This window comes from Aeromicrobium sp. CnD17-E (assembly GCF_024124745.1).
GTDB lineage: Bacteria > Actinomycetota > Actinomycetes > Propionibacteriales > Nocardioidaceae > Aeromicrobium.
In genome coordinates, this window is the sequence record NZ_JAMXRU010000038.1 from 1 (window position 1) to 21,080 (window position 21,080).

Genomic DNA, 21,080 nt, shown 5'->3' on the forward strand with positions numbered 1-21,080 from the left:
CTCGAGCGCGGCGCGCGCGACCCTGAGTCGTCGTCCCGGCTCGTAGGTGCGGGCCTCGTCGACCTCGCCGGCGGCGCGTCGCAGCCTGGTGGGCGGGCTCCCGAGCCACGACGACCCCTTGGTCGCCTTCGCTCGGCTGGGTGCCGCCGACAGCACCGCGACCAAGCCGCGGGCGGGCACCTTGCGACCGGGCGCCGCCATGCCCGAGTTGCCGACGAACGCCCGACGGCCGACCTTCACCCGCTCGACCCGCAGCCACCCGCCGCCGAGCTCGTACATGCCGAGCATCGTGTCGTCGGCGAGGAAGGCGCCGTCACCGACCGACGTGAGGCTCGGCAGCAGGAGCACGGTCGAGGCCTCCACGTCGGCCCCGACGTCGGCGCCGAGCGCGCGCAGCCACGCGGGCGTGAGGCTGCTGGAGTACAGCGGGAACAGCCAGTCGCGGGCGCTGTCGAGGACGCGCAGCACCGTCCAGGCCGACCAGGCCGCGCGGCCGTGCACGGGGTGCACCCCGGCCGCCACACCGGTGGAGGCTCCGCGGACCACCGCCCACACCAGACCGGCCAGCAGCAGCAGCGACCCGACCACGAGGACGGGCAGGAGCGCGAGCAGCAGCAGCGCGAGGTCGGCGGGTGACTCGGGGTCGACACCGCCCGCGAGTGCCACGCCGACCGACGCTGCGGACACGAGCCCCACCGCGAGCGCCGGGAGCGCCGACAGCACGACGCCCGTCACCGCGTAGACCGTGGGCCAGCCACGACGGCGCGGTGCCGGCTCGAGCCCGGCCGGCCCGCGGGCCTCACCGACGCGAGCCGCGGGGGCGCCGGCGGCGAAGCTGTCGTCGGCCACGTCGCCCAGCAGCGTCGAGCCGGCGCCGACCTCGGCTCGACGGCCGACCACGACTCCCGGGCCGAGGGTGCTGCGGACGCCGACGCGGGCCTCGGCCCGGACCCGGACGGGTCCCACGACCAGACGGTCGCCGTCGACCCACCAGCCCGAGAGGTCCGCCTCGGGCTCGACCGTGGACCCCCGTCCGAGGGTGAGCATGCCGGTGAGCGAGGGCAGCGCGTGGAGGTCGACCCCCGGGCCCACCTTCGCGCCGAGCATCCGCGCGAAGACGGTCAGCACCCCGACGCTGGCGAGCGTGCCCACGCGCAGCTCCTCGACCAGGCGCTCGGCCGCCCACAGCCGCAGGTGGGTCGACCCGCCGCGCGGGTAGGTGCCGGGCGTGAGCCGGCGCAGGAGCAGCCGTACGCCACCCGCGGCCGCGGCAGCCCGGACGGGCGGGAGGAGCAGCACCGCCGCCACCGCGGTCGCCGTCCATCCCGGTGCCGGGAGCCACGACCAGTCCGTGACGACGGCCAGCGCCTGGACCGCGAGCATCGTCCAGGCCACCCAGACCAGGCCGCCGACCGCCCGCAGCGGGACGAGCAGGAGCAGCTGGACGAGGCCCGACCTGCGGGGCACCGGCCGCACCTCGCGGACGTCGACGACGGCCGGGGTGGTGAGCGTGTCGAGGCGGGCCGCGAGCCCACCGACCGTGGGCGCCTCGTAGACGTCGGCGACCGTCACCTCGGGGTGGGTCTCCCGGAGCCGGGCCACGAGCTGCGCGGCGGTGAGGCTCGAGCCGCCGGCCTCGAAGAAGTCGTCACCCGGGCCGCCGACGGCCGAGCCCAGGATGCGCGCCCACGCGTCGGCGACCAGCGCGGCGGTGCCGTCCAGCGACGCCTCCGTGCCGGTATCGAGCGGCCAGGGCAGCGCGTCGCGGTCGACCTTGCCCGACGTGCGGACCGGGATGGTCTCGACGACGGCGATGCGCGGCACCGCGGCCGCGGGCAGACGCTCGCGCAGCGTCGCGCGGGCGCTCCTCGTGTCGAGCGTCCCGTCGGTCACGACGTAGCCGACCAGCACGCTGTTGCCCGCCTCGGACCGACGCACGGCCGCGGCTGCCGCCTCGACGCCGGGCAGGGCGAGCAGCGCGCTGTCGACCTCGCCGAGCTCGATCCGTCGACCCCCGATCTTCACCTGGTCGTCGGCACGCCCGGCGAACACCAGACCCGCCTCGTCGAGCACGACGCGGTCACCGCTGCGGTAGGCGCGGTCCCAGCCGAGCGACGGCATCGGGGCATAGGTCGCGGCGTCCTTCTCGGCGTCCAGGTAGCGGGCGAGCCCGACCCCGCCGATCACCAGCTGGCCGGTCTCCCCCGGCCCGACGGGGCGCTCGTCGTCGTCGACCACCGCGAGGTCCCAGCCCTCGAGCGGGAGGCCGATGCGGACCGGCTCGCCCGGCCTCAGCTGGGCACCGCAGGCGACGACGGTGGCCTCGGTGGGTCCGTACGTGTTCCACACCTCGCGGTCGGCGGTGGCGAACCGGTCGCCGATCTCCGGCGGACAGGCCTCGCCGCCGAGGATCAGCAGCCGCACCGCGTCGAGCGCCTGCGCGGGCCACAGCGACACCAGCGTCGGCACGGTCGAGACGACCGTGACGTCGTTGGCGACGAGCCACGGCGCGAGGTCCGCGCCGCTGCGCACGAGCGACCGCGGCGCGGGCACGAGGCAGGCGCCGTGCCGCCACGCCAGCCACATCTCCTCGCAGGACGCGTCGAAGGCCACGCTGAGCCCGGCCATCACCCGGTCACCGGGGCCGAGAGGTGCGTCCTGGCAGAAGAGGGCGGCCTCGGCGTCGACGAACGCCGCTGCGGAGCGATGGGTGACGGCCACGCCCTTGGGTGTCCCGGTGGAGCCCGACGTGAAGATGATCCAGGCGTCGTCGTCGAGCGTCGGCGGCTCGACGGTGCCCGAGCCGCGCACGTCGTCGCGCAGGCGTCGCACGACCAGGCCGTTGGTCACGACCGCGTCGGCCTGCGCCTCGCGCAGCACGGTCGCCGCGCGCTCCTGCGGGTCGTCGACGTCGATGGGGACGTAGGCGGCCCCCGCGAGCAGGACGCCGAGGATGGCGACGTGCAGGTCGGTGCTGCCCGAGGAGACCCGGACCCCGACCCGGGCGCCACGACCGACGCCGACGGCCCCGAGCTCGTCGGCCAGCGCGGACGCGGTCTCGAGGAGGGTGTCGTAGGTCAGGACGACGTCGCCGCACGCGAGGGCCGGCTCCTCGGCGTGCTGCCGGGCCGTGGCCTCCAGCACGTCGACGAGGGTGCGCGCGGGTGCGGCGCGGTCCGAACGCAGGAACGTGGCAGGGACGTCGACGTTCTCGAGCACCCGCGCATGATGCCAAGACCGCGTGAACGAGCCGTGAACACGCCGCCGTCCGGTGCCGAGGTGTCCGTCACGCTCCAGAGGTGGGCGGGCCCCCTGCACGCCTCACGAGCTCGTCGAGGTAGGTGTCGACGTCGCCCATGTCGTAGCCCGCCCCGAAGTGCACCGTCGCGAACCGCGCCTGCACGATCCGCTCGGCCAGGGCCGGGTCGGGACGGTCGGTCACGCGCGGCAGCACGTCCGCGAGGAAGTCGTCGACCTCGTCGACCCGGTAGCCGGTGCGCCAGCGGGTCGTGCGGAAGACGGGGCCGCTCACGACGCCGCCCGGGCCCGCACCTCGGCGAGCTGCTCGGCCACCCGGACCTGCGCGGTGCCGCCGCGACCGTCGCGCGAGGCGATGGAGCCCTCGACCGACAGCACGCTGCGCACGTCGGGCGTGAGGTGCGGCGAGATGGCCGCGAAGTCGTCGTCGGAGAGGTCCCACAGCTCGATGCCGCGCTGCTCGCAGACCTGCACGCACGCGCCGGAGACCTCGTGCGCCACGCGGAAGGGCACGCCCTGGCGCACGAGCCACTCGGCCACGTCGGTCGCGAGCGCGAAGCCCTGCGGCGCCAGTGCGGCCATCCGCTCGGTGTGGAAGGTGAGGGTGCGCACCATGCCGGTGAACGCCGGCAGCAGGACCTCGAGCGTGTCGACGGAGTCGAAGACCGGCTCCTTGTCCTCCTGCAGGTCGCGGTTGTAGGCCAGCGGGAGCGCCTTCAACGTGGCCAGCAGCCCGGAGAGGTTGCCGATCAGCCGACCGGCCTTGCCGCGGGCCAGCTCGGCGATGTCGGGGTTCTTCTTCTGCGGCATGATGCTCGACCCCGTGGAGTAGCCGTCGTCGAGTGTGACGAAGTCGAACTCCTTGGTGTTCCAGAGGATGATCTCCTCCGCGAGGCGCGACACGTCGACCCCGACCTGGGCGAGCACGAACGCCAGCTCGGCCACGAAGTCGCGCGACGCGGTGCCGTCGATCGAGTTCGGCGTCGAGCCCGTGAAGCCGAGCGACGCGGCGACCTTCTCCGGGTCGAGACCGAGCGAGGAGCCGGCCAGCGCGCCCGAGCCGTACGGCGAACCTCCGGCGACGCGCGCGTCCCAGTCGGCGAGCCGGTCGAGGTCGCGCACGAGCGGCCAGGCGTGCGCCAGCAGGTGGTGCGACAGGAGCACCGGCTGGGCGTGCTGCAGGTGCGTGCGACCGGGCATGGGCGCGCCGAGGTGACGCTCCGCCTGGTCGGCGACGGCACCGACGAGCGCGCGCAGCAGCTCGCCGATGCGTGCGGCGTGCTCGCGCAGGTACATCGTGAACAGCGTGGCGACCTGGTCGTTGCGCGACCGGCCCGCGCGCAGGCGACCGCCGAGGTCGGGGCCGAGACGTTCCATCAGGCCTCGCTCGAGCGCCGAGTGCACGTCCTCGTCGCCCGGCTGCGCCGTGAAGGCACCCGAGGCGACGTCGGCGTCGAGCACGTCGATGCCCTGGAGCATCGCGCCCAGGTCGTCGTCGGTGAGCAGACCGGCGGCGTGCAGCACCTGGGCGTGGGCGCGCGAGCCCTGCAGGTCGTAGGACGCGAGGCGCCAGTCGAAGTGGGTCGAGCGCGACAGCTCCGTCAGCTCCGGCGACGGGCCGCCCGCGAACCGACCGCCCCAGAGACGGGAGTCGCCCGGGGCGTCGTTCTGGGCGCCCGACGGGGCGTCGGACGGGCTCTGCTCGGTCATGCGGGTCCCTCGCTGGTGGATCGGGTGTCGGTGGGGAGCTCGGCGAGCTCGGTCAGACGGGCGGCGACGGTCGCGCCGCCCTCGGGGTCACGACAGATCATCATGACGGTGTCGTCGCCCGCGATGGTGCCCAGGACCTCGACGGCGCCCGTGTGGTCGATGGCCGAGGCCAGGAACTGGGCGGCTCCTGGCGGGGTGCGCAGCACGACGAGGTTGGCCGACGACTCGGCCGAGACCAGCAGCTCGCGCAGCAGCCGGGTCAGTCGCTGCTGCGAGGCGGCGCTGTCCTGGGCCGCGCGGGGCGTGCGGTCGCCACCCTCGCCGGGCACGGCGTAGACCAGCGCACCGTCGGGGTTGCGGACGCGCACGGCGTCGAGCTCCACGAGGTCGCGCGAGACCGTCGAGGCGGTCGCGGTGACGCCCTGCTCCTGCAGCAGCGCCGCCAGCTCGCCCTGCGAGCGGACCGGCGTACGGCCCAGCAGCTCGATGATGAGCCGCTGGCGTGCGCGCTTGGTGTCGGGGATGCTCACGAGCGCTCCAGCAGGAACGCGAGCAGGGCCTTCTGGGCGTGCAGGCGGTTCTCCGCCTCGTCCCAGACGACGCTGCGCGGTCCCTCGAGCACGTCCTCGGCGATCTCGAGCCCACGGTAGGCGGGCAGGCAGTGCAGCACGATCGCGTCCTCCGCGGCGTGCTGCAGCAGGGCACCGGTCACGGCGTACGGGCCGAAGGTGGCGATCCGCTCGGCCTTCTCGGCCTCCTGGCCCATCGAGACCCAGGTGTCGGTGATGACGACGTCGGCGCCGCGCACCGCCTCGACCGGGTCGTCGGTCACGGTCACGGACCCGCCGGTGCCTGCGGCGACCTTCTCGGCGTCGGCGACCACGTGGCCGGCCGGGGCGTAGCCCTCGGGCGCTCCGACCCGCACGTGCATCCCCGCGACCGCGCCGCCGAGGACGTAGGAGTGCGCCATGTTGTTGGCGCCGTCGCCCACGAAGGCGACGCTCAGGCCGGCCAGCCTGCCCTTGTGCTCGCGCACCGTCAGCCAGTCGGCCAGCAGCTGGCAGGGGTGGAAGTCGTCGCTCAGCGCGTTCACGACGGGCACGCCGGCGTGCCGCGCCATCTCCTCGAGGTCGGCCTGTGCGTAGGTGCGCCAGACGACGGCGTCGACCATGCGGCCGAGCACCCGGGCCGTGTCGGCCACCGGCTCGCCGCGGCCGGCCTGGGTGGTCGCGGCGTCGAGGATGACGCAGTGCCCGCCGAGCTGGGCGACGCCGACGGAGAACGACACCCGCGTGCGGGTGGAGGACTTGTCGAAGACGACCGCCACGGAGCGCGGGCCCTCGAGCGGGCGGAAGGCGAACGGCTCGGCCTTCATCCGCAGCGCGAGGTCCAGCACCTCGGCCTGCTCGGCGGGGCTGAGGTCGTCGTCGCGCAGCAGGTGCCGCACGGTCCCGGTGGCGCTCATGCGAGCACCTCCCCGATCACGGCGGACAACGTGGTGGTCGCGTGGGCCGCCTCGGCCTCGGTGAGCACGAGCGGAGGGACGATGCGCAGGCGGTCGGGCGTGGGTGCGTTGAGGACGAGCCCGGCGTCGAGCGCGGCCTTCTGCACGTCGGCCGCGCGGGGCTCCGTGAGCACGACACCGAGCATGAGGCCGCGCCCGGTGACCTCGGCCACCCGCGGGTGCGCGGCGAGCGCGGACGCGAGCTGGTCGCCGCGGGTCGTGGCGTGCGCGAGCAGGTCGTCGGCCTCGATCGTGTCGAGCACCGCGAGCGCCGCCGCGCAGGCGACGGGGTTGCCGCCGAAGGTCGTGCCGTGGTTGCCGGGACCCAGGAGCGTCGCGGCGTCGCCGAGACCGATGCACGCGCCGATGGGGAACCCGCCACCGAGACCCTTGGCCAGCGTCACGAGGTCGGGCACGATCCCCGACTCCTGGAACGCGAACCAGGCGCCGGTGCGACCGACCCCGGTCTGGACCTCGTCGATCCAGAGCAGTGCGCCGTGCTCGTGGGTGATGGCGCGAGCGCGGGCCAGGTACCCGTCCAGCGGCACGACCACGCCCGCCTCGCCCTGGATGGGCTCGAGCAGCACCGCCGCGACGGTGTCGTCGACGGCCGCCGCCAGCGCGTCGGCGTCGCCGTAGGGCACCCAGCGCACGTCGCCGGGCAGCGGCTCGAACGGCTCGCGGTACGCGGCCTTCGACGTCAGGGCGAGCGCGCCCATCGAGCGTCCGTGGAAGCTGCCCTCGGCGACGACGACGGTCGTGCGACCCATGCGCCGGGTCGCCTTGAACGCCGCCTCGTTGGCCTCGGTGCCGGAGTTCGCGAAGAAGGTGCGCACCGGCACGTCGCCCACGTCGAGCAGGGCGGCGAGCCGCTCGGCCAGCCGGACCTGCGGCTCGGTGGTGAAGAAGTTCGACACGTGCCCGAGGGTCCCGAGCTGCTCGGTGACCGCCCGCACGACGGCCGGGTGCGCGTGACCCAGCGCGTTGACCGCGATCCCGGCCAGGAGGTCGAGGTAGTGGTTGCCGTCGACGTCCCAGACCGTGCTCCCCTCGCCGCGCACCAGCACGCGCTGCGGGTCGCCGAAGGTGTTCATGACCGCGCCGCGGTAGCGCTCGGTCCACTGCTCGCCGCTCTCGGGGCGACCCTGCGCGGCGTAGGGCAGGCTGGCGCGGGTGGGCTGGTCGGACGTGGTCACGACGTCTCCTTCGGTGCACTCGTGGCGTACAGCGCGGTACGGATGCGGGTCTCGACGCCGGGCAGCACCTGCGTGCCGACGCCCTCGTCGGTGAAGATCTCCAGCAGCACGGCGTGCGGCTCGCGGCCGTCCACGACGGTCGCACCACGCACGCCGCCCTCGACCGCCTCCAGGCAGGCCTGCATCTTCGGGATCATCCCCGACGCCAGCGTCGGGAGGATCTCGCGCAGCGCCTCCGGGGCGATCTCGCCGATCACGTCGGTGCTGTCGGGCCAGTCGCGGTAGAGCCCCTCGACGTCGGTCAGCACCAGCAGCTTCTCCGCGCCGAGGGCCACGGCCAGCGCCGACGCCGCCGTGTCGGCGTTCACGTTGTGGACCTGCCCCGACGCGTCGGGCGCGATCGTCGAGACGACCGGGATGCGGCCGGCGTCGATGAGGTCCCGGACGGCCTCGGGGCGCACCTGCGTGACCTCGCCGACGAGGCCGATGTCGGTCTCGACGCCGTCGATGACGGGCCGCGTCGTGGTCGCCGTGAACAGGCCGGCGTCCTCGCCCGACAGTCCGACGGCCAGGGCTCCGTGCCGGTTCAGCAGGCCGACCAGCTCACGGCCCACCTGGCCGGTGAGCACCATGCGAACGACGTCGACGGCCTCGGGCGTCGTGACCCGCAGCCCGCCACGGAACTCCGACTCGATGCCGAGCCGGTCGAGCATCGCGCTGATCTGGGGTCCGCCACCGTGCACCACGACCGGCTTGAAGCCCGCCAGGCGCAGGAAGACGATGTCCTCGGCGAAGGCCTGCTTGAGTGACTCGTCGGTCATGGCGTTGCCGCCGTACTTCACCACCACGATCTTGTCGTGGTAGCGCTTGAGCCACGGGAGGGCGCCGGCCAGCGTGGCCGCCTTCTCGGTGTGCTCGGCCCACTGCTCGCGGGTGTGGCCCGGGTCGGGGGTGCCGAAGGTGTCGTCGTCCGTCATCGGGGGTCCTCAGGAGGAGTAGGCGGAGTTCTCGTGAACGTAGGCGTGGGTCAGGTCGTTCGTCCAGACGGTCGCCGTCTCCGGCCCCGACTTCAGGTCGATGGTCACGGTGACCGCGCGGTCCTCGAGCGAGACGCTCGTCGCGGGCTCCCCGGGACCGCTGTCGCGGCACACCCACACGCCGTTGAGCGCGACGTCGAGGTCGGCGGGGTCGAACGTCGCCGACGTCGTGCCGACCGAGGCGAGCACACGACCCCAGTTCGGGTCCTTGCCGAACACGGCGGCCTTGAACAGGTTGCTCCGTGCCACCGAGCGGGCGACCTCGACCGCGTCGTCCTCGCTCGCCGCGCCGCGGACCTCGATCGAGATCTCGTGGTCGGCGCCCTCGGCGTCGGCGAGCAGCTGCAGCGCGAGGTCGTGGCAGACCGTCGTCAGGTGCTCGGCGAGCTCGTCGACCGACGGCGTGGCGCCGGACGCCCCGCTCGCCATGAGCAGCACCGTGTCGTTGGTCGACTGGCAGCCGTCGGAGTCGAGCCGGTCGAACGTGACGCGGGTCGCCCGACGCAGTGCGGCGTCGAGCGTGGCCGCGTCGACGTCGGCGTCGGTGGTGACGACGACGAGCATCGTGGCCAGGGCCGGCGCCAGCATGCCGGCACCCTTCGCCATGCCGCCGACGGTGAACGCCCGCCCGGCGGCGTCGGTGCCCTCGGCGACGGACTGCTTCGGGACGGTGTCGGTCGTCATGATGGCCGCCGCGGCCGCCGCTCCCCCGTCCTCGGAGAGCTCCGCATGCGCGGCCCGCACGCCGGCGAGCAGGTCGTCGCGGTCGTTCAGCAGACCGATCAGACCGGTCGAGCAGACCTGGACGTCGATCGCGCCGACCTGGTTCTCCGCCCGCGGCCCGGAACCCCCGCCGGGGCCCGAGAGCAGCTCGCCCACGAGCTCGGCGGTGGCATGGGTCAGCTGGAAGCCCTCGGCGCCCGTGTAGCAGTTGGCGCCGCCGGAGTTCAGCACGACCGCCCGCGCCGAGCCGGTCTTGATCGCCTCGGCGCTCCAGAGGACGGGGTTGGCCCGGCACCGGTTGCTGGTGAAGACCGCGGCCGCCGCCGACGACGGACCGTCGTTGACGACGAGCGCGACGTCGGGCGCGCCGGTCGACTTCAGGCCGGCGGCGACACCGGCGGCGCGGAAGCCCTGTGCTGCGGTGACCGTCATGGCGCCACTCCCGTGGTCGTCAGGCCCGTGGTCTCGGGGAGGCCGAGGGCGAGGTTCATGGACTGGATCGCGCCACCGGCCGTGCCCTTGACCAGGTTGTCGATCACCGTGGTGACCACGAGCCGTCCCGCGGCCGAGTCGACGGCGACCTGCAGCTGGGCCGTGTTGGCGCCGAGCGTCGCGGCCGTCGTCGGCCACTGACCCTCGGGCAGCAGGTGGACGAACGGCTCGCCCTGGCCGGGTCCCCCGTACGCCTGCTCGTAGACGGCGCGCACGCGCGCGGCGTCGACGCCCTCGGCGAGGCGTGCGGTGGCGGTCGCCAGGATGCCCCGGGCCATGGGCACGAGCGTGGGCGTGAAGGAGATGGTGACGCCCTCTCCCCCGGCCTTGGTGAGGTTCTGGATGATCTCGGGCACGTGGCGGTGCACGCCGCCGACGCCGTACGGCGAGGCGGCACCGAGGCCCTCGGACGCGAGCAGGTGCGTCTTCGGCGCCTTGCCGGCTCCGGAGAACCCGTTGGCGAGCACGGCGACGAGGTCGTCGGCGGCGACGATGCCAGCCGCGACCGCCGGCTGCAGGCCGAGCGTCACGGCCGTGACGTTGCAGCCCGGGACCGCGATCCGCTTGACGCCGACGAGGGCGTCGCGCTGACGGGCCTCGCCCACGAACAGCTCGGGGAGCCCGTAGGGCCAGGTGCCGGCGTGCTCGCTGCCGTAGAACGTCGTCCAGTCCTCGGCGCTCTCGAGCCGGTGGTCGGCACCGCAGTCGATGACGAGCACGTCGTCGCCGAGCTCGGCGGCGATGCGTCCGGACTCGCCGTGGGGCAGGCCGAGGAACACGACGTCGTGACCGGCGAGGGTCGAGGCGTCGGTCGGCTGGATCACGCGGTCGGCGAGGTCCACGAGGTGCGGCTGGTGCTCGCCCAGGCGCGAGCCCGCGGAGGACGCCGCGGTGACGGCGCCGATCGTCACGTCGGGATGCGCGCCGAGCAGCCTCAGCACCTCGCCCCCGGCGTAGCCGCTCGCGCCGGCGACGGCTGCGGTGTAGGTCGTCATCGGTCCACCTTGTCAGGTCGGGGCGGGAAGGGGTGGGAGGTCGGCGCTCAGTCGGTGCCGAGCTCCATCGCGGCGGCGTCGAGCGCCTGCTCCGTCTCGGTCGAGGCGGCGGGGTTGGCCTCGATGCGCAGGGCACCGCCGGCGGGCAGCTCACCGAAGAGCGTGCCGTTCTCGACGAGGACCTGGCCCTGGTCGAGCGGCTGACCGGCGTACATCTCCAGCTTGGCGCGCGAGTCGGCGATGTCGAGGTTGCGCATCGTCAGCTGGCCGATCCGGTCGGTCGGGCCGAACACGGCGTTGTCGGTGCGCTCCATCGACAGCTTGTCGGGGTGGTAGGAGAAGTTCTCGCCCTGCGTGTCGAGGATCGAGTAGTCGTCGCCGCGCCGCAGCCGGAGCGTGACGCTGCCGGTGACGAGCGAGGCGATCCAGCGCTCGACGGACTCGCGCAGCATCATCGCCTGCGGGTCGAGCCAGCGGCCCTCGTACATGAGCCGGCCGAGCCGACGTCCGTGGGCGTGGAAGTTGGCGATCGTGTCCTCGTTGTGGACGGCGTTCACGAGCCGCTCGTAGGCGATGTGCAGCAGGGCCATGCCGGGCGCCTCGTAGATGCCTCGGCTCTTGGCCTCGATGATGCGGTTCTCGATCTGGTCGGACATGCCGAGACCGTGGCGTCCGCCGATCGCGTTGGCGGCGTGCACGAGCGCGACGGGGTCGTCGAAGCGCGTGCCGTCGATCGCGACCGGCCGTCCGGCCTCGAACGTGATCGTGACGTCCTCGGTGTCGATGTCGACGGACGGGTCCCAGAACTTCACGCCCATGATCGGCTCGACGGTCTCGAGGGAGACGTCGAGGTGCTCGAGCGTCTTGGCCTCGTGGGTGGCGCCCCAGATGTTGGCGTCGGTGGAGTACGCCTTCTCCTGGCTGTCGCGGTAGGGCAGGTCGCGCTCGGTGAGCCACTGGCTCATCTCGGTCCGCCCGCCGAGCTCGCTGACGAAGTCGGCGTCGAGCCACGGCTTGTAGATCCGCAGCGCCGGGTTGGCGAGCAGCCCGTAGCGGTAGAACCGCTCGATGTCGTTGCCCTTGAACGTGGAGCCGTCGCCCCAGATGTCGACGCCGTCCTCGTGCATCGCCCGCACGAGCAGCGTGCCCGTCACGGCCCGCCCGAGCGGCGTCGTGTTGAAGTAGGTGCGCCCGGCGGACCTGATGTGGAAGGCGCCGCACGCGAGGGCGGCCAGCCCCTCCTCCACCAGCGGGGTCTTGATGTCGATCGCCCGCGCCAGCTCGGCGCCGTACTGCATCGCACGCCCCGGGATGCCGGAGATGTCCGGCTCGTCGTACTGACCGATGTCGGCCGTGTACGTGCACGGGACCGCGCCCTTGTCGCGCATCCACGCGACGGCCACGGACGTGTCGAGCCCTCCGGAGAAGGCGATGCCGACGCGCTCGCCGACGGGCAGGGAGGTGAGGACCTTGGACATGCTCACAGTCTTGCACACGCCTGCAAGGTCTTGCATCGCGGGGGTGGGCTCGGCCTGGTGCTGCGCTGGCGTCGGGGGGCTTGTCGTGGTGCTGCGCTGCCTTGGCCTTCGCTGGGTGTGGTCTCCGAAAGGGCCTTGACCGGGCGGCTGGCGACCACGCTGGTCTGGGGTCTCGGGCTGGGGGTTGGTGCTGGGGTGGACGCACGATGCTGCGTTCATGCGTTGAAGGCTGAGGTTCCTGCGTCTCCTACGGGATCCCGTCGTGAAGGCAGAGGCGTTCGGCCTCGCACGCGTGAATGAAGAATCGTGGGTGCACTTCGCGGTGGGGTGACGAACGATTCTACTTTCGGGTGGAACGGTCCACCCGAGAGCAGAATCCTTCCGACGCGACGCCCACCATCGGTGGATTCTCAACCGCAGAAGCGCTCCTGCGGTTGCAGGTCCACCGATAGAACGCGCGACCGCAGATCGGTGGCCCAAGAACGCAGAAACGAAGAATCGTGCGTCACCCACGAGCCCAAGCCAGACCCCGAGACCCGAAGACACCCCGGGACCGCTGCCGGTCGAGGCCCTTTCGGAGACCACCCCAGCGCCAGCCGAGGCAGCGCACCAGCAAGCCCAGACCCCTGCGGCAGCGCACCAGCAGGACGACGCCCCCTGCGGCAGCGCACCAGCAAGGTCAGGCCCCCCGGCTCAGCGCAGCACGCCCCCCAGCGCCTCACCGGCGGCGACGAGGGCGGCGCGCGCCTCGGCGATCTCGGTGTCCTTGAGGGTGCGGTCGGGAGCGCGCAGGCGGACGGCGAAGGCGAGCGACTTCTGGCCGTCCGGCACGGGAGCGCCCGTGTAGACGTCGAAGAGGCGCACCGACTCGACCGCGGTGTGGGCCGACGCGAGTGCCGAGCGCAGCGACTCGGCGGTGACGGAGGTGTCGACGAGGAACGCGAGGTCCTCCTTCGCGACCGGATAGGTCGAGAAGTCGGGCCGGGGGCCGATCGCGGGCGAGGCGGCGAGCAGCGCGTCGAGGTCGATCTCGCCGGCCACCGAGCGCGGCGGGAGGCCGTGCTCCTTCAGCACGGTGGGGTGCAGCTCGCCCGCGTGCCCGACGACGGTGCCGTCCAGCACGAGCGCGGCGCACCGACCCTGGTGGAACGGGGCGGTGGCGGCCTGCTCGACGGTCAGCTCGACGTGCAGGACGTCGGCCAGCCGGCGCGCGATCGCGACGGCGTCGGACCACGCCACCGGGCGACCGGCACCGTCCCAGCCCGACCGCTCGCGCTCCCCCACGAGGACCCAGCCCGCGTGGAAGGGCTGGTGCGGCAGGGCGGCGTCGAGCGCCGCGAGCTCCTCGGGCGTCGGACGGCGGTCGGTGCCGTAGATCGGCGCCTCCGGCGACCCCTCGCGGGCGCGGAAGACCCGCCCGACCTCGCTGACCTGGACCGTTTCGTGGCCGCGGCCGACGTTCAGCGACGCGGCCCGCAGCAGCCCCACGAGCAAGGTCGTCGTGAGGCCCGGCTCCTCGGTCGACAACGGGTTGGCCAGCAGCACCTGCCGACGGCGGACGTCCTCGGCGTCGATGCCGAGCCGGTCGAGGTCGGCCGGTCCCGCGAAGGGCAGCGTCGTGACCTCGACGAGACCGGCCCCCGCGAGCACGTGCCCGACCCGACGCCGCAGCTCCTGGTGGCGGGTCAGGCCCCGGCCCCCCGTGGGCGTCGGCAGCACCGACGGCACCTGGTCGTAGCCGGCCGTGCGCAGCGCCTCCTCGACGAAGTCGTAGGGGTCGTTCAGGTCGAAGCGCCAGCTCGGCGGCGTGACGACGAAGACGTCACCGTCGCGCTCCACCGAGCAGCCGTTGCGCTCGAACGTGCGCTGTGCCTCCTCGGGGGCGATCGGCACACCGCTGATCCGCGCGGGCAGGTCGACGGGCACGCGCACCGCGGCGCGGGCCGGCGCCTCGCCCACCGCGGTCGCGCCCGGCTCGAGCGTGCCCCCGCCCAGCTCGACCAGCAGCTCGGCCACCCGGGCCGCGCCGACCAGGGCCAGCTCGGGGTCGACACCGCGCTCGTAGCGCTTCGCCGCCTCCGACGGCAGCCGGTGACGCTTGACGGCGCGGAAGATCGTGACCGGGTCCCAGAACGCGGCCTCGACGACGACCGAGGTGCTCGTGTCGCTGATCTCGGTCGACGCGCCACCCATCACGCCGGCCAGGCCGATCGGTCCGGAGTCGTCGGCGATGACGAGGTCGTCGGGCGTGAGGGCCCGGTCGACGTCGTCGAGGGTCGTGAGCCGCTCCCCCGCCCGCGCCCGGCGGACGACGACGTCACCCTGCAGGCGGTCGCGGTCGTAGCAGTGGTTCGGCTGCCCGAGCTCGAGCATGACGTAGTTGGAGACGTCGACGGTGAGCGAGATCGACCGCATGCCCGCGTCGGTGATCCGTCGGGCCATCCAGGCGGGCGTGGGGGCGGTAGGGTCGACGCCCGAGACGACGAGGGCCGTGAACACCGGGCACCCCTCGGGATCCTCGACGCGCACCGGGTAGGCGGGCGTGTCGGCCGACGGGACCGGCCGGTCCGCGGGGTCGGTGAAGGGGACGTCGAACGCGAGGGCGGCGTCACGCCCGACACCGCGCAGGCTGAGTGCGTAGGCGCGGTCGGGGTTGACCTCGAGGTCGAGCGTCTGGTCGCCCAGGCCGAGGTGGGCCACGGCGTCGTCGCCGGGCTCCGCCGAGCCCGCGGCCAGCACGAGGATGCCGGCGGCGCTGGTCTCGTCGTCGGGCAGGCCCAGCTCGCGGGTCGAGCAGATCATGCCGTCGGAGACGTGGCCGTAGGTCTTGCGCGAGCCGATCTCGAACCCCAGCTCGGGCAAGTAGGTCCCCGGCAGCGACACGACCACGAGGTCGCCGACGCCGAAGTTGTGCGCACCGCAGACGATGCCGCGCGACGGCACGTCGTCACCCGGCGCGTCGGGCACCGACGGCTCGTTGCGCTCTGGGCCGACGTCGACGCGGCACCAGTTGATGGTCTTGCCGTTCTTCTGCTCCTCCGGCTGCACGGCGAGCACGCGGCCGACCGTGAGCGGGCCGGTGATGCCACCGCCGACGATCTCCTCGAGCTTGAGGTCGTACATCGTGAGCCGGTCGGCGATCTCCTCGGTGGTCGCCTCGGCCGGCAGCTCCACGACGGAGCGCAGCCACTCGACGGGTACGCGCATCAGCAGTCCACCCCCGTCGACAGGGCACGACGGTACGGGGGCAGAGCGCTGGTCATCTGACGGTTCCCTCGCTGACACTCGTTCACAGACCCACTCCGAACGGCTCGGTGAAGCGGATGTCGCCGTCCCACAGGTCGCGCAGGTCCGCGATGTCGTAGCGGCTGGTGATGGTGCGGTCCAGGCCCATGCCGAAGGCGAAGCCCGAGTACTCCTCGGGGTCGACGCCGCAGGCGACGAGGACGCGCGGGTTGACGACGCCGCAGCCACCCCACTCGATCCAGCCCTCGCCGCGGCACGTGCCGCAGTCGGCGACGGCCCCGGGCTCGTTGTGGCAGACGTAGCAGAGCAGGTCGACCTCGGCGCTCGGCTCCGTGAACGGGAAGTACGACGGACGGAAGCGCGTCGTGACCTCGGGCCCGTAGACGGCGGCGGCGAAGTGGTCGAGCGTGCCCTTGAGGTGCGCCATGGAGAGGCCACGATCGATGGCGAGCCCCTCGACCTGGTGGAACACCGGCATGTGCGTGGCGTCGGCCTCGTCGGTCCGGTACACGCGGCCGGGGCACACGACGTAGATGGGCGGCGTCCGGGTCAGCATGCTGCGGGCCTGCACCGGCGACGTGTGCGTGCGCAGCACGAGCGCGGCCCGCTCCGGCGAGACCCAGAAGGTGTCCTGCATCGTGCGCGCCGGGTGGTTCGGTCCCAGGTTGAGCGCATCGAAGTTGAGCCACTCGGCCTCGACCTCGGGGCCCTCGGCGACCTCCCAGCCCATGGCCACGAAGAGGTCGGCCACGTGCTCCTGGATGGTGGTGATGGGGTGCCGGGCACCGACGGGCTCGCGGTCGGTCGGCAGCGTGACGTCGACCGTCTCCTCGACGAGACGACGCTCCTCCTCGAGCGCCTCCAGCGCGGCGCCGCGTGCGGCGAGCGCCTGGTTGACGGCGCCGCGGGCCTGACCGATCCGCTTCCCGGCGTCCTTGCGCGCCTGCGGGGGCAGCGCGCCGATCTCCCGGTTGGCGAGCGCGAGCGGCGAGCGGTCGCCGGTGTGGGCGATGCGCACGGCCTTCAGCGCGTCGAGCGAGTCGGTGGCCTCGATGGCGGCGAGGGCGGCGTCGCGCGCCTGCGCGACCTCGTCCTCGCCCAGCGCGGCGACCTGCTTGGGGTCGTAGTCGGAGTTCGGGGCGGACACCCGTGCAGTCTAGTGAGCGGCGCGGACGCCCCGGCACCGGTCGGTCCCGCGGCGGCGGCGGTGCTCAGTCGGTGAGCGCGTCGGGCTCGTTGACGGGCACCCAGATCCGCAGCAGCGCGCCACCCTCCTCGGCGTCGTCGATGTCGATCCGGCCGCCGTGCTGCTCCACGATCCCCCGGACGATGTACATCCCGAGGCCGCTGCCGGCTCCGGGGCCGGCGCGCCAGAAGCGACTGAACACCCGCTGGCGCATCTCCTCGGGGATGCCGGGTCCCTGGTCGTGGATCTCCAGGACGGCTCCCCCGGCGTCGGGCAGGTGCTCGACGACGACACGGCGCAGACCGTGCCCGTGCCGCAGCGCGTTCTCGACGAGGTTGGTGACCACCTGCGTCATGCGGTCGGCGTCGCCCCAGACGAGGTAGGGCTCGCCGCGCGACTCGAGGGCGAAGGGGTCGCCGCCGGCGGAGACGCTGCGCAGGACGGAGCGCGCGACCTCGTCGAGCTTGACCGGCCCTCGCCGCAGGGTCAGTCGTCCGGCGTCGATGCGAGCCGCGTCGAGCAGCTCGGTGATCAGGCGGCTGAGCCGGTCGGCGTCGGAGTCGACGGTCTCGAGCATGAACTGGCGCTGCTCCTCGGAGAAGCGGTCCCACTTCGACAGCAGGGTCGAGGTGAACCCCTTGATGCCCGTGAGCGGCGAGCGCAGCTCGTGGGCCACGGTGGCGACGAGGTCGGAGCGCTCGCGGTCGCGCTGGTTGCGCACCTTCGCGTTGCGCACGCTCGCGACGACGCGCACGACGGCGCCACCGGGACGGTCCCGCACCAGGCGGGCGGTCACGAGGTACTCGCTCCCCCGCGGCGAGTACCAGGACTGCTCCGACAGGCGGTTGCGGATGTTGAGACCCTCGTACGGGCGGGTCGAGTCGTACCAGCTGTTGCCGTTCAGGTCGTCGAAGGGCATCGCGTCGGACAGGTGCATGCCGAGCATCTCCCCGGGCGCCGCACGCGCCATGCGCTCGATGCGTTCGTTGACGTACTCGACGACGCCGTCGGCCCCGGCGATGACCACGCCGTCGGGGAAGTCGTCGAGGTCCATGGCGAGGAATCTAGTACCAAAGGACTAGACGCGACGAGCACCCCGGCCCACCGCGATCCGCACGAGCTCGGCGTTGTCGTCGACGGCTCCTCCGTCGGGTCCCTCGACGACGTCCTCGAGGCCGATGCGCGTCGACACGCCGTGGGCCACCGCCAGCTCGAGCATGGGCCACGTCGACCGGCCCTCGCCGTGCAGCAGCACGGGGAGACCGGTGGGGCGGACGAGCTCGAGCAGACGTTCTGCCGTCTCCTCCTGGTCGGGTGCGTCGGCGAGCTCGAGCAGGACGAGCGCGGTCCGCTCGGGCCACGACGAGTCGAGCCACGCCTGCGCGGCGTCCTCGGTCCACAGCCCGGCGTTCACGGCCACCCCACGCTCGTGCAGGGCCGTCGCGAGGTCGGTGGCGCCGCGCTCGTGCCAGTTCACCGACGCGTGGTCGGGCAGCGTCGTCCAGGTGCCGACCGCGCGGATGGGCGTGCCGCCACCGGTCCAGGCCCACGCCCCGGTGGTGACGCCGACCGGGACGTCGACGGCCTCGCGGACCGCCTCCACCCAGCGCGCCACGTCGGCCGGTGCCAGGCTGTCGCGCCCGTCGTCGGTGCGCGGGTGCACGTGGAGGTCCTGCGCCCCGGCCTCGACCGCAGCGCGGGCGTCCTCGGCGCACGCGGACGCCGTCACCGGGACGGCGGGGTGCTCGTCGACGTCGCGCGAGCCGTTGAGGCACGCCTGGAGGATCACCTGCTGCACGCTGCTCATCGTGCCCCCTGTGCCCGGGCGCTGGCGTAGAGACACACCGCGGCCGCGGTGGCGAGGTTGAGGCTCTCCGCCTGTCCGAGGATCGGCACCGCCACGGCGAGGTCCGCCGCGTCGCGCACCTGCGGCGACAGCCCCTGTGCCTCGTTGCCCATGACCCACGCGGTCGGTGCGGCGAGGTCGACGGGCGACGTCGCGCGCTCGGCGTCGAAGAGGTCGAGGTCGGCCTCGCCGTCGGTCGCGAGCACCTGCAGGCCGCGCTCACGGAGCGCGGCGAGGACCAGGTCGTGGTCGCGCTCGACGACCACCGGCAGGTGGAACAGGCTGCCGGCGCTGGCCCGGACCGCCTTCGGGTTCGTGGGGTCGACGCTGTCGGCCGACAGCACGACGGCGTCGGCGCCCGCGGCGTCGGCGCAGCGCAGCACCGCACCGGCGTTGCCGGGGTCGCGCATGTCGTGGCAGACCACGACGAGCCGGGGCGCGGAGGGCAGCGCGTCGAGACCACGCACGACGGTGTCGCAGACGGCGACGACGCCCTGCGGGGTGGTCGCGTCGGCGATCTCGGCGAGGACGTCGTCGTCGACGACGCTCCACGGCACCTCGCCGTCGAGGGCGGCGTCGTGCAGGGCGGCGTGACGATCGGTCGCTGCAGCGGTGGCGAAGACCTCGTGCGTGACGCCCGCCAGGGCGAGCGCCTCGCGCACGGCCTGCGGCCCCTCGGCGAGGAACTGGCCGGTCTCGGCCCGGAAACGCCGCGTGGCGAGCCGTCGAGCACGTCTGACCCGCCCGGTACGGGTGGTCAGGGTCGGCTCGGGGCTCGCCACGGGCGTGGAGGCGAAGGCGGTCAGGCCGTCGCGTCTTCCTTGGGCGCGTTCACGTCGGCCGGAAGGTTGTCCTTCGCGACCTGGACGAGCGCGCTGAACGCGGCGGGCTCGTTGACGGCCAGCTCGGCCAGCATCTTGCGGTCGACCTCGACACCCGCGGCCTTGAGGCCCTGGATGAAGCGGTTGTACGTGATGCCCTCGGCGCGGACCGCAGCGTTGATGCGCTGGATCCAGAGACGACGGAAGTCGCCCTTCTTGGCCTTGCGGTCACGGTAGTTGTAGACCAGGGAGTGAGTGACCTGCTCCTTGGCCTTGCGGTACAGACGCGAGCGCTGGCCACGGTAGCCGGACGCCCGCTCGAGGGTCTCGCGGCGCTTCTTCTGCGCGTTGACGGAACGCTTGACGCGTGCCATGTCGGTTCTCCTTCGGGTGGGGTGCGGTCAGAGACCGAGCAGCTTCTTGACCTTCTTGGTGTCCGCCTTCGACACGTCGGTCGTGCCGGCGAGGCGACGGGTCCGCGTGCTGGACTTGTACTCCAAGAGGTGACGGCGGTTGGTCTGCTCGCGGCGGAGCTTGCCCTTGCCAGTGATCTTGACGCGCTTCTTCATGCCCGAGTGGGGCTTGAACTTCGGCATCTCATGCCTCCATGTCTGGGTCGAGGTTCTCGGAGCGACGCCGGGCCTTCTTGGGCGTCGCGGTCTTCTGCTGGGCCTCGCGGCGCGCCTTCTCGGCGGCTGCCTCGGCCTCGCGCTCCGCGGTCCGCTCGGCCGTGGTCTTCGCCTTCTCGGCGGCGACCTCGGCCTGGGCCTCGGACTTCTTCTTCAGCGGTGCGAGCACCATCGTCATGTTGCGGCCGTCCTGGCGCGGGTGCGCCTCGACGACTCCCAGGTCCGACACGTCCTCGCCCAGCTTCTGGAGCAGCCGGTACCCGAGCTCGGGACGGTGCTGCTCACGACCGCGGAACATGATCGTGATCTTGACCTTGTCGCCCGCCTTCAGGAACCGCACGACGTGACCCTTCTTGGTGTCGTAGTCGTGCTGGTCGATCTTGGGGCGGAGCTTCATCTCCTTGATGATGGTGTTCGTCTGGTTGCGTCGTGACTCGCGTGCCTTCTGGGCGGCCTCGTACTTGAACTTGCCGTAGTCCATGAGGCGGCACACCGGGGGGCGGGCCGTCGGGGCGACCTCGACGAGGTCGAGGTCGGACTCGGCGGCGAGGCGCAGGGCGTCCTCGATGCGCACGATGCCGACCTGCTCGCCTCCGGGTCCGACGAGACGGACCTCGGGTACGCGGATGCGGTCGTTGACGCGCAGCTCTGTGCTGATGGATCCTCCTGTGGTCTGTGTCCAGGAGGCCCACGACAATGGCCCCCGTCCCTCAGGACGGAGGCCACCGATGCACGCCGCCGGCGCGTACCGGACGGCGTCGCTCGACCGGGCGTACCGGCCGAGGTACCCCTCGATCCGCGGACCGAGCAGGTGGGAGGTGGGCCTCCACTTCGTCACCAGGATAGCAGGCGAGCCCCGCGGAACGAAAACGGCGCGCTGAGTCGCGCCACCATCCGGCGTCATCCCCGCGAAACACGGCGGACCCGGACGAGCAACAGCGCACCGCCATCCTGGCACC

General features: G+C 73.2%; 18 protein-coding genes. All 18 read right to left on the reverse strand.

Annotated features, from left to right (window positions below; translation table 11 throughout):
* Positions 1-3,219: non-ribosomal peptide synthetase (locus NH339_RS09180; RefSeq protein ID WP_253024642.1), on the reverse strand; the 3,219-nt coding region annotated here is incomplete at its 3' end.
* Between the two features lie 67 nt (positions 3,220-3,286).
* A complete protein-coding gene (locus tag NH339_RS18850; RefSeq protein ID WP_253024644.1) occupies positions 3,287-3,532 on the reverse strand; it encodes a DivIVA domain-containing protein in 246 nt (81 codons plus the stop codon).
* Entirely contained in the window at positions 3,529-4,968 is a 1,440-nt protein-coding gene (gene argH, locus NH339_RS09190) for an argininosuccinate lyase (RefSeq protein ID WP_253024646.1), read from the reverse strand. Before argH ends, NH339_RS18850 begins: the two co-directional genes overlap by 4 nt.
* Positions 4,965-5,492 carry an arginine repressor gene (locus NH339_RS09195; protein ID WP_309635267.1) on the reverse strand — a complete coding sequence of 176 codons (528 nt, stop codon included), beginning with the start codon at positions 5,490-5,492 and terminating at the stop codon, positions 4,965-4,967. Before NH339_RS09195 ends, argH begins: the two co-directional genes overlap by 4 nt.
* Before the next feature lie 2 nt (positions 5,493-5,494).
* Entirely contained in the window at positions 5,495-6,433 is a 939-nt protein-coding gene (argF, locus tag NH339_RS09200) for an ornithine carbamoyltransferase (RefSeq protein WP_253024648.1), read from the reverse strand.
* Positions 6,430-7,635 carry an acetylornithine transaminase gene (locus NH339_RS09205; RefSeq protein WP_256475195.1) on the reverse strand — a complete coding sequence of 402 codons (1,206 nt, stop codon included), beginning with the start codon at positions 7,633-7,635 and terminating at the stop codon, positions 6,430-6,432. Before NH339_RS09205 ends, argF begins: the two co-directional genes overlap by 4 nt.
* Before the next feature lie 29 nt (positions 7,636-7,664).
* Positions 7,665-8,645, reverse strand: a complete 981-nt coding sequence (argB, locus tag NH339_RS09210; protein WP_253024650.1) for an acetylglutamate kinase — start codon at positions 8,643-8,645, stop codon at positions 7,665-7,667.
* Between the two features lie 9 nt (positions 8,646-8,654).
* Positions 8,655-9,860: a bifunctional glutamate N-acetyltransferase/amino-acid acetyltransferase ArgJ gene (gene argJ / locus NH339_RS09215; RefSeq protein WP_253024651.1), complete on the reverse strand. Its 1,206-nt coding sequence runs from the start codon at positions 9,858-9,860 to the stop codon at positions 8,655-8,657.
* On the reverse strand, positions 9,857-10,915 hold the full coding sequence (gene argC, locus NH339_RS09220) for an N-acetyl-gamma-glutamyl-phosphate reductase (RefSeq protein ID WP_253024652.1): 1,059 nt from the start codon (positions 10,913-10,915) through the stop codon (positions 9,857-9,859). The genes argJ and argC overlap by 4 nt, the downstream gene beginning before the upstream one ends.
* 47 nt (positions 10,916-10,962) lie before the next feature.
* A complete protein-coding gene (argG, locus tag NH339_RS09225) occupies positions 10,963-12,393 on the reverse strand; it encodes an argininosuccinate synthase (RefSeq protein ID WP_253024653.1) in 1,431 nt (476 codons plus the stop codon).
* A gap of 693 nt (positions 12,394-13,086) precedes the next feature.
* The gene (gene pheT / locus NH339_RS09230) at positions 13,087-15,600 is read right to left on the reverse strand and encodes a phenylalanine--tRNA ligase subunit beta (protein ID WP_253024654.1); all 2,514 of its coding nucleotides are present in this window, start codon (positions 15,598-15,600) and stop codon (positions 13,087-13,089) included.
* 82 nt (positions 15,601-15,682) lie between these two features.
* A complete protein-coding gene (gene pheS / locus NH339_RS09235; protein ID WP_253024655.1) occupies positions 15,683-16,786 on the reverse strand; it encodes a phenylalanine--tRNA ligase subunit alpha in 1,104 nt (367 codons plus the stop codon).
* Between the two features lie 64 nt (positions 16,787-16,850).
* The gene (locus tag NH339_RS09240) at positions 16,851-17,879 is read right to left on the reverse strand and encodes an ATP-binding protein (protein WP_253024656.1); all 1,029 of its coding nucleotides are present in this window, start codon (positions 17,877-17,879) and stop codon (positions 16,851-16,853) included.
* Between the two features lie 24 nt (positions 17,880-17,903).
* The gene (locus tag NH339_RS09245) at positions 17,904-18,632 is read right to left on the reverse strand and encodes a 3-keto-5-aminohexanoate cleavage protein (RefSeq protein ID WP_253024658.1); all 729 of its coding nucleotides are present in this window, start codon (positions 18,630-18,632) and stop codon (positions 17,904-17,906) included.
* Positions 18,629-19,453, reverse strand: coding sequence for an RNA methyltransferase (locus NH339_RS09250; protein ID WP_253024660.1), 825 nt, complete (start codon positions 19,451-19,453; stop codon positions 18,629-18,631). Before NH339_RS09250 ends, NH339_RS09245 begins: the two co-directional genes overlap by 4 nt.
* A gap of 20 nt (positions 19,454-19,473) precedes the next feature.
* Entirely contained in the window at positions 19,474-19,866 is a 393-nt protein-coding gene (gene rplT, locus NH339_RS09255; protein ID WP_253024662.1) for a 50S ribosomal protein L20, read from the reverse strand.
* A gap of 27 nt (positions 19,867-19,893) precedes the next feature.
* Entirely contained in the window at positions 19,894-20,088 is a 195-nt protein-coding gene (gene rpmI / locus NH339_RS09260; RefSeq protein ID WP_253024664.1) for a 50S ribosomal protein L35, read from the reverse strand.
* A 1-nt stretch (position 20,089) separates the two neighbouring features.
* On the reverse strand, positions 20,090-20,959 hold the full coding sequence (gene infC, locus NH339_RS09265; protein ID WP_308207054.1) for a translation initiation factor IF-3: 870 nt from the start codon (positions 20,957-20,959) through the stop codon (positions 20,090-20,092).
* Positions 20,960-21,080 lie beyond the last annotated feature (121 nt).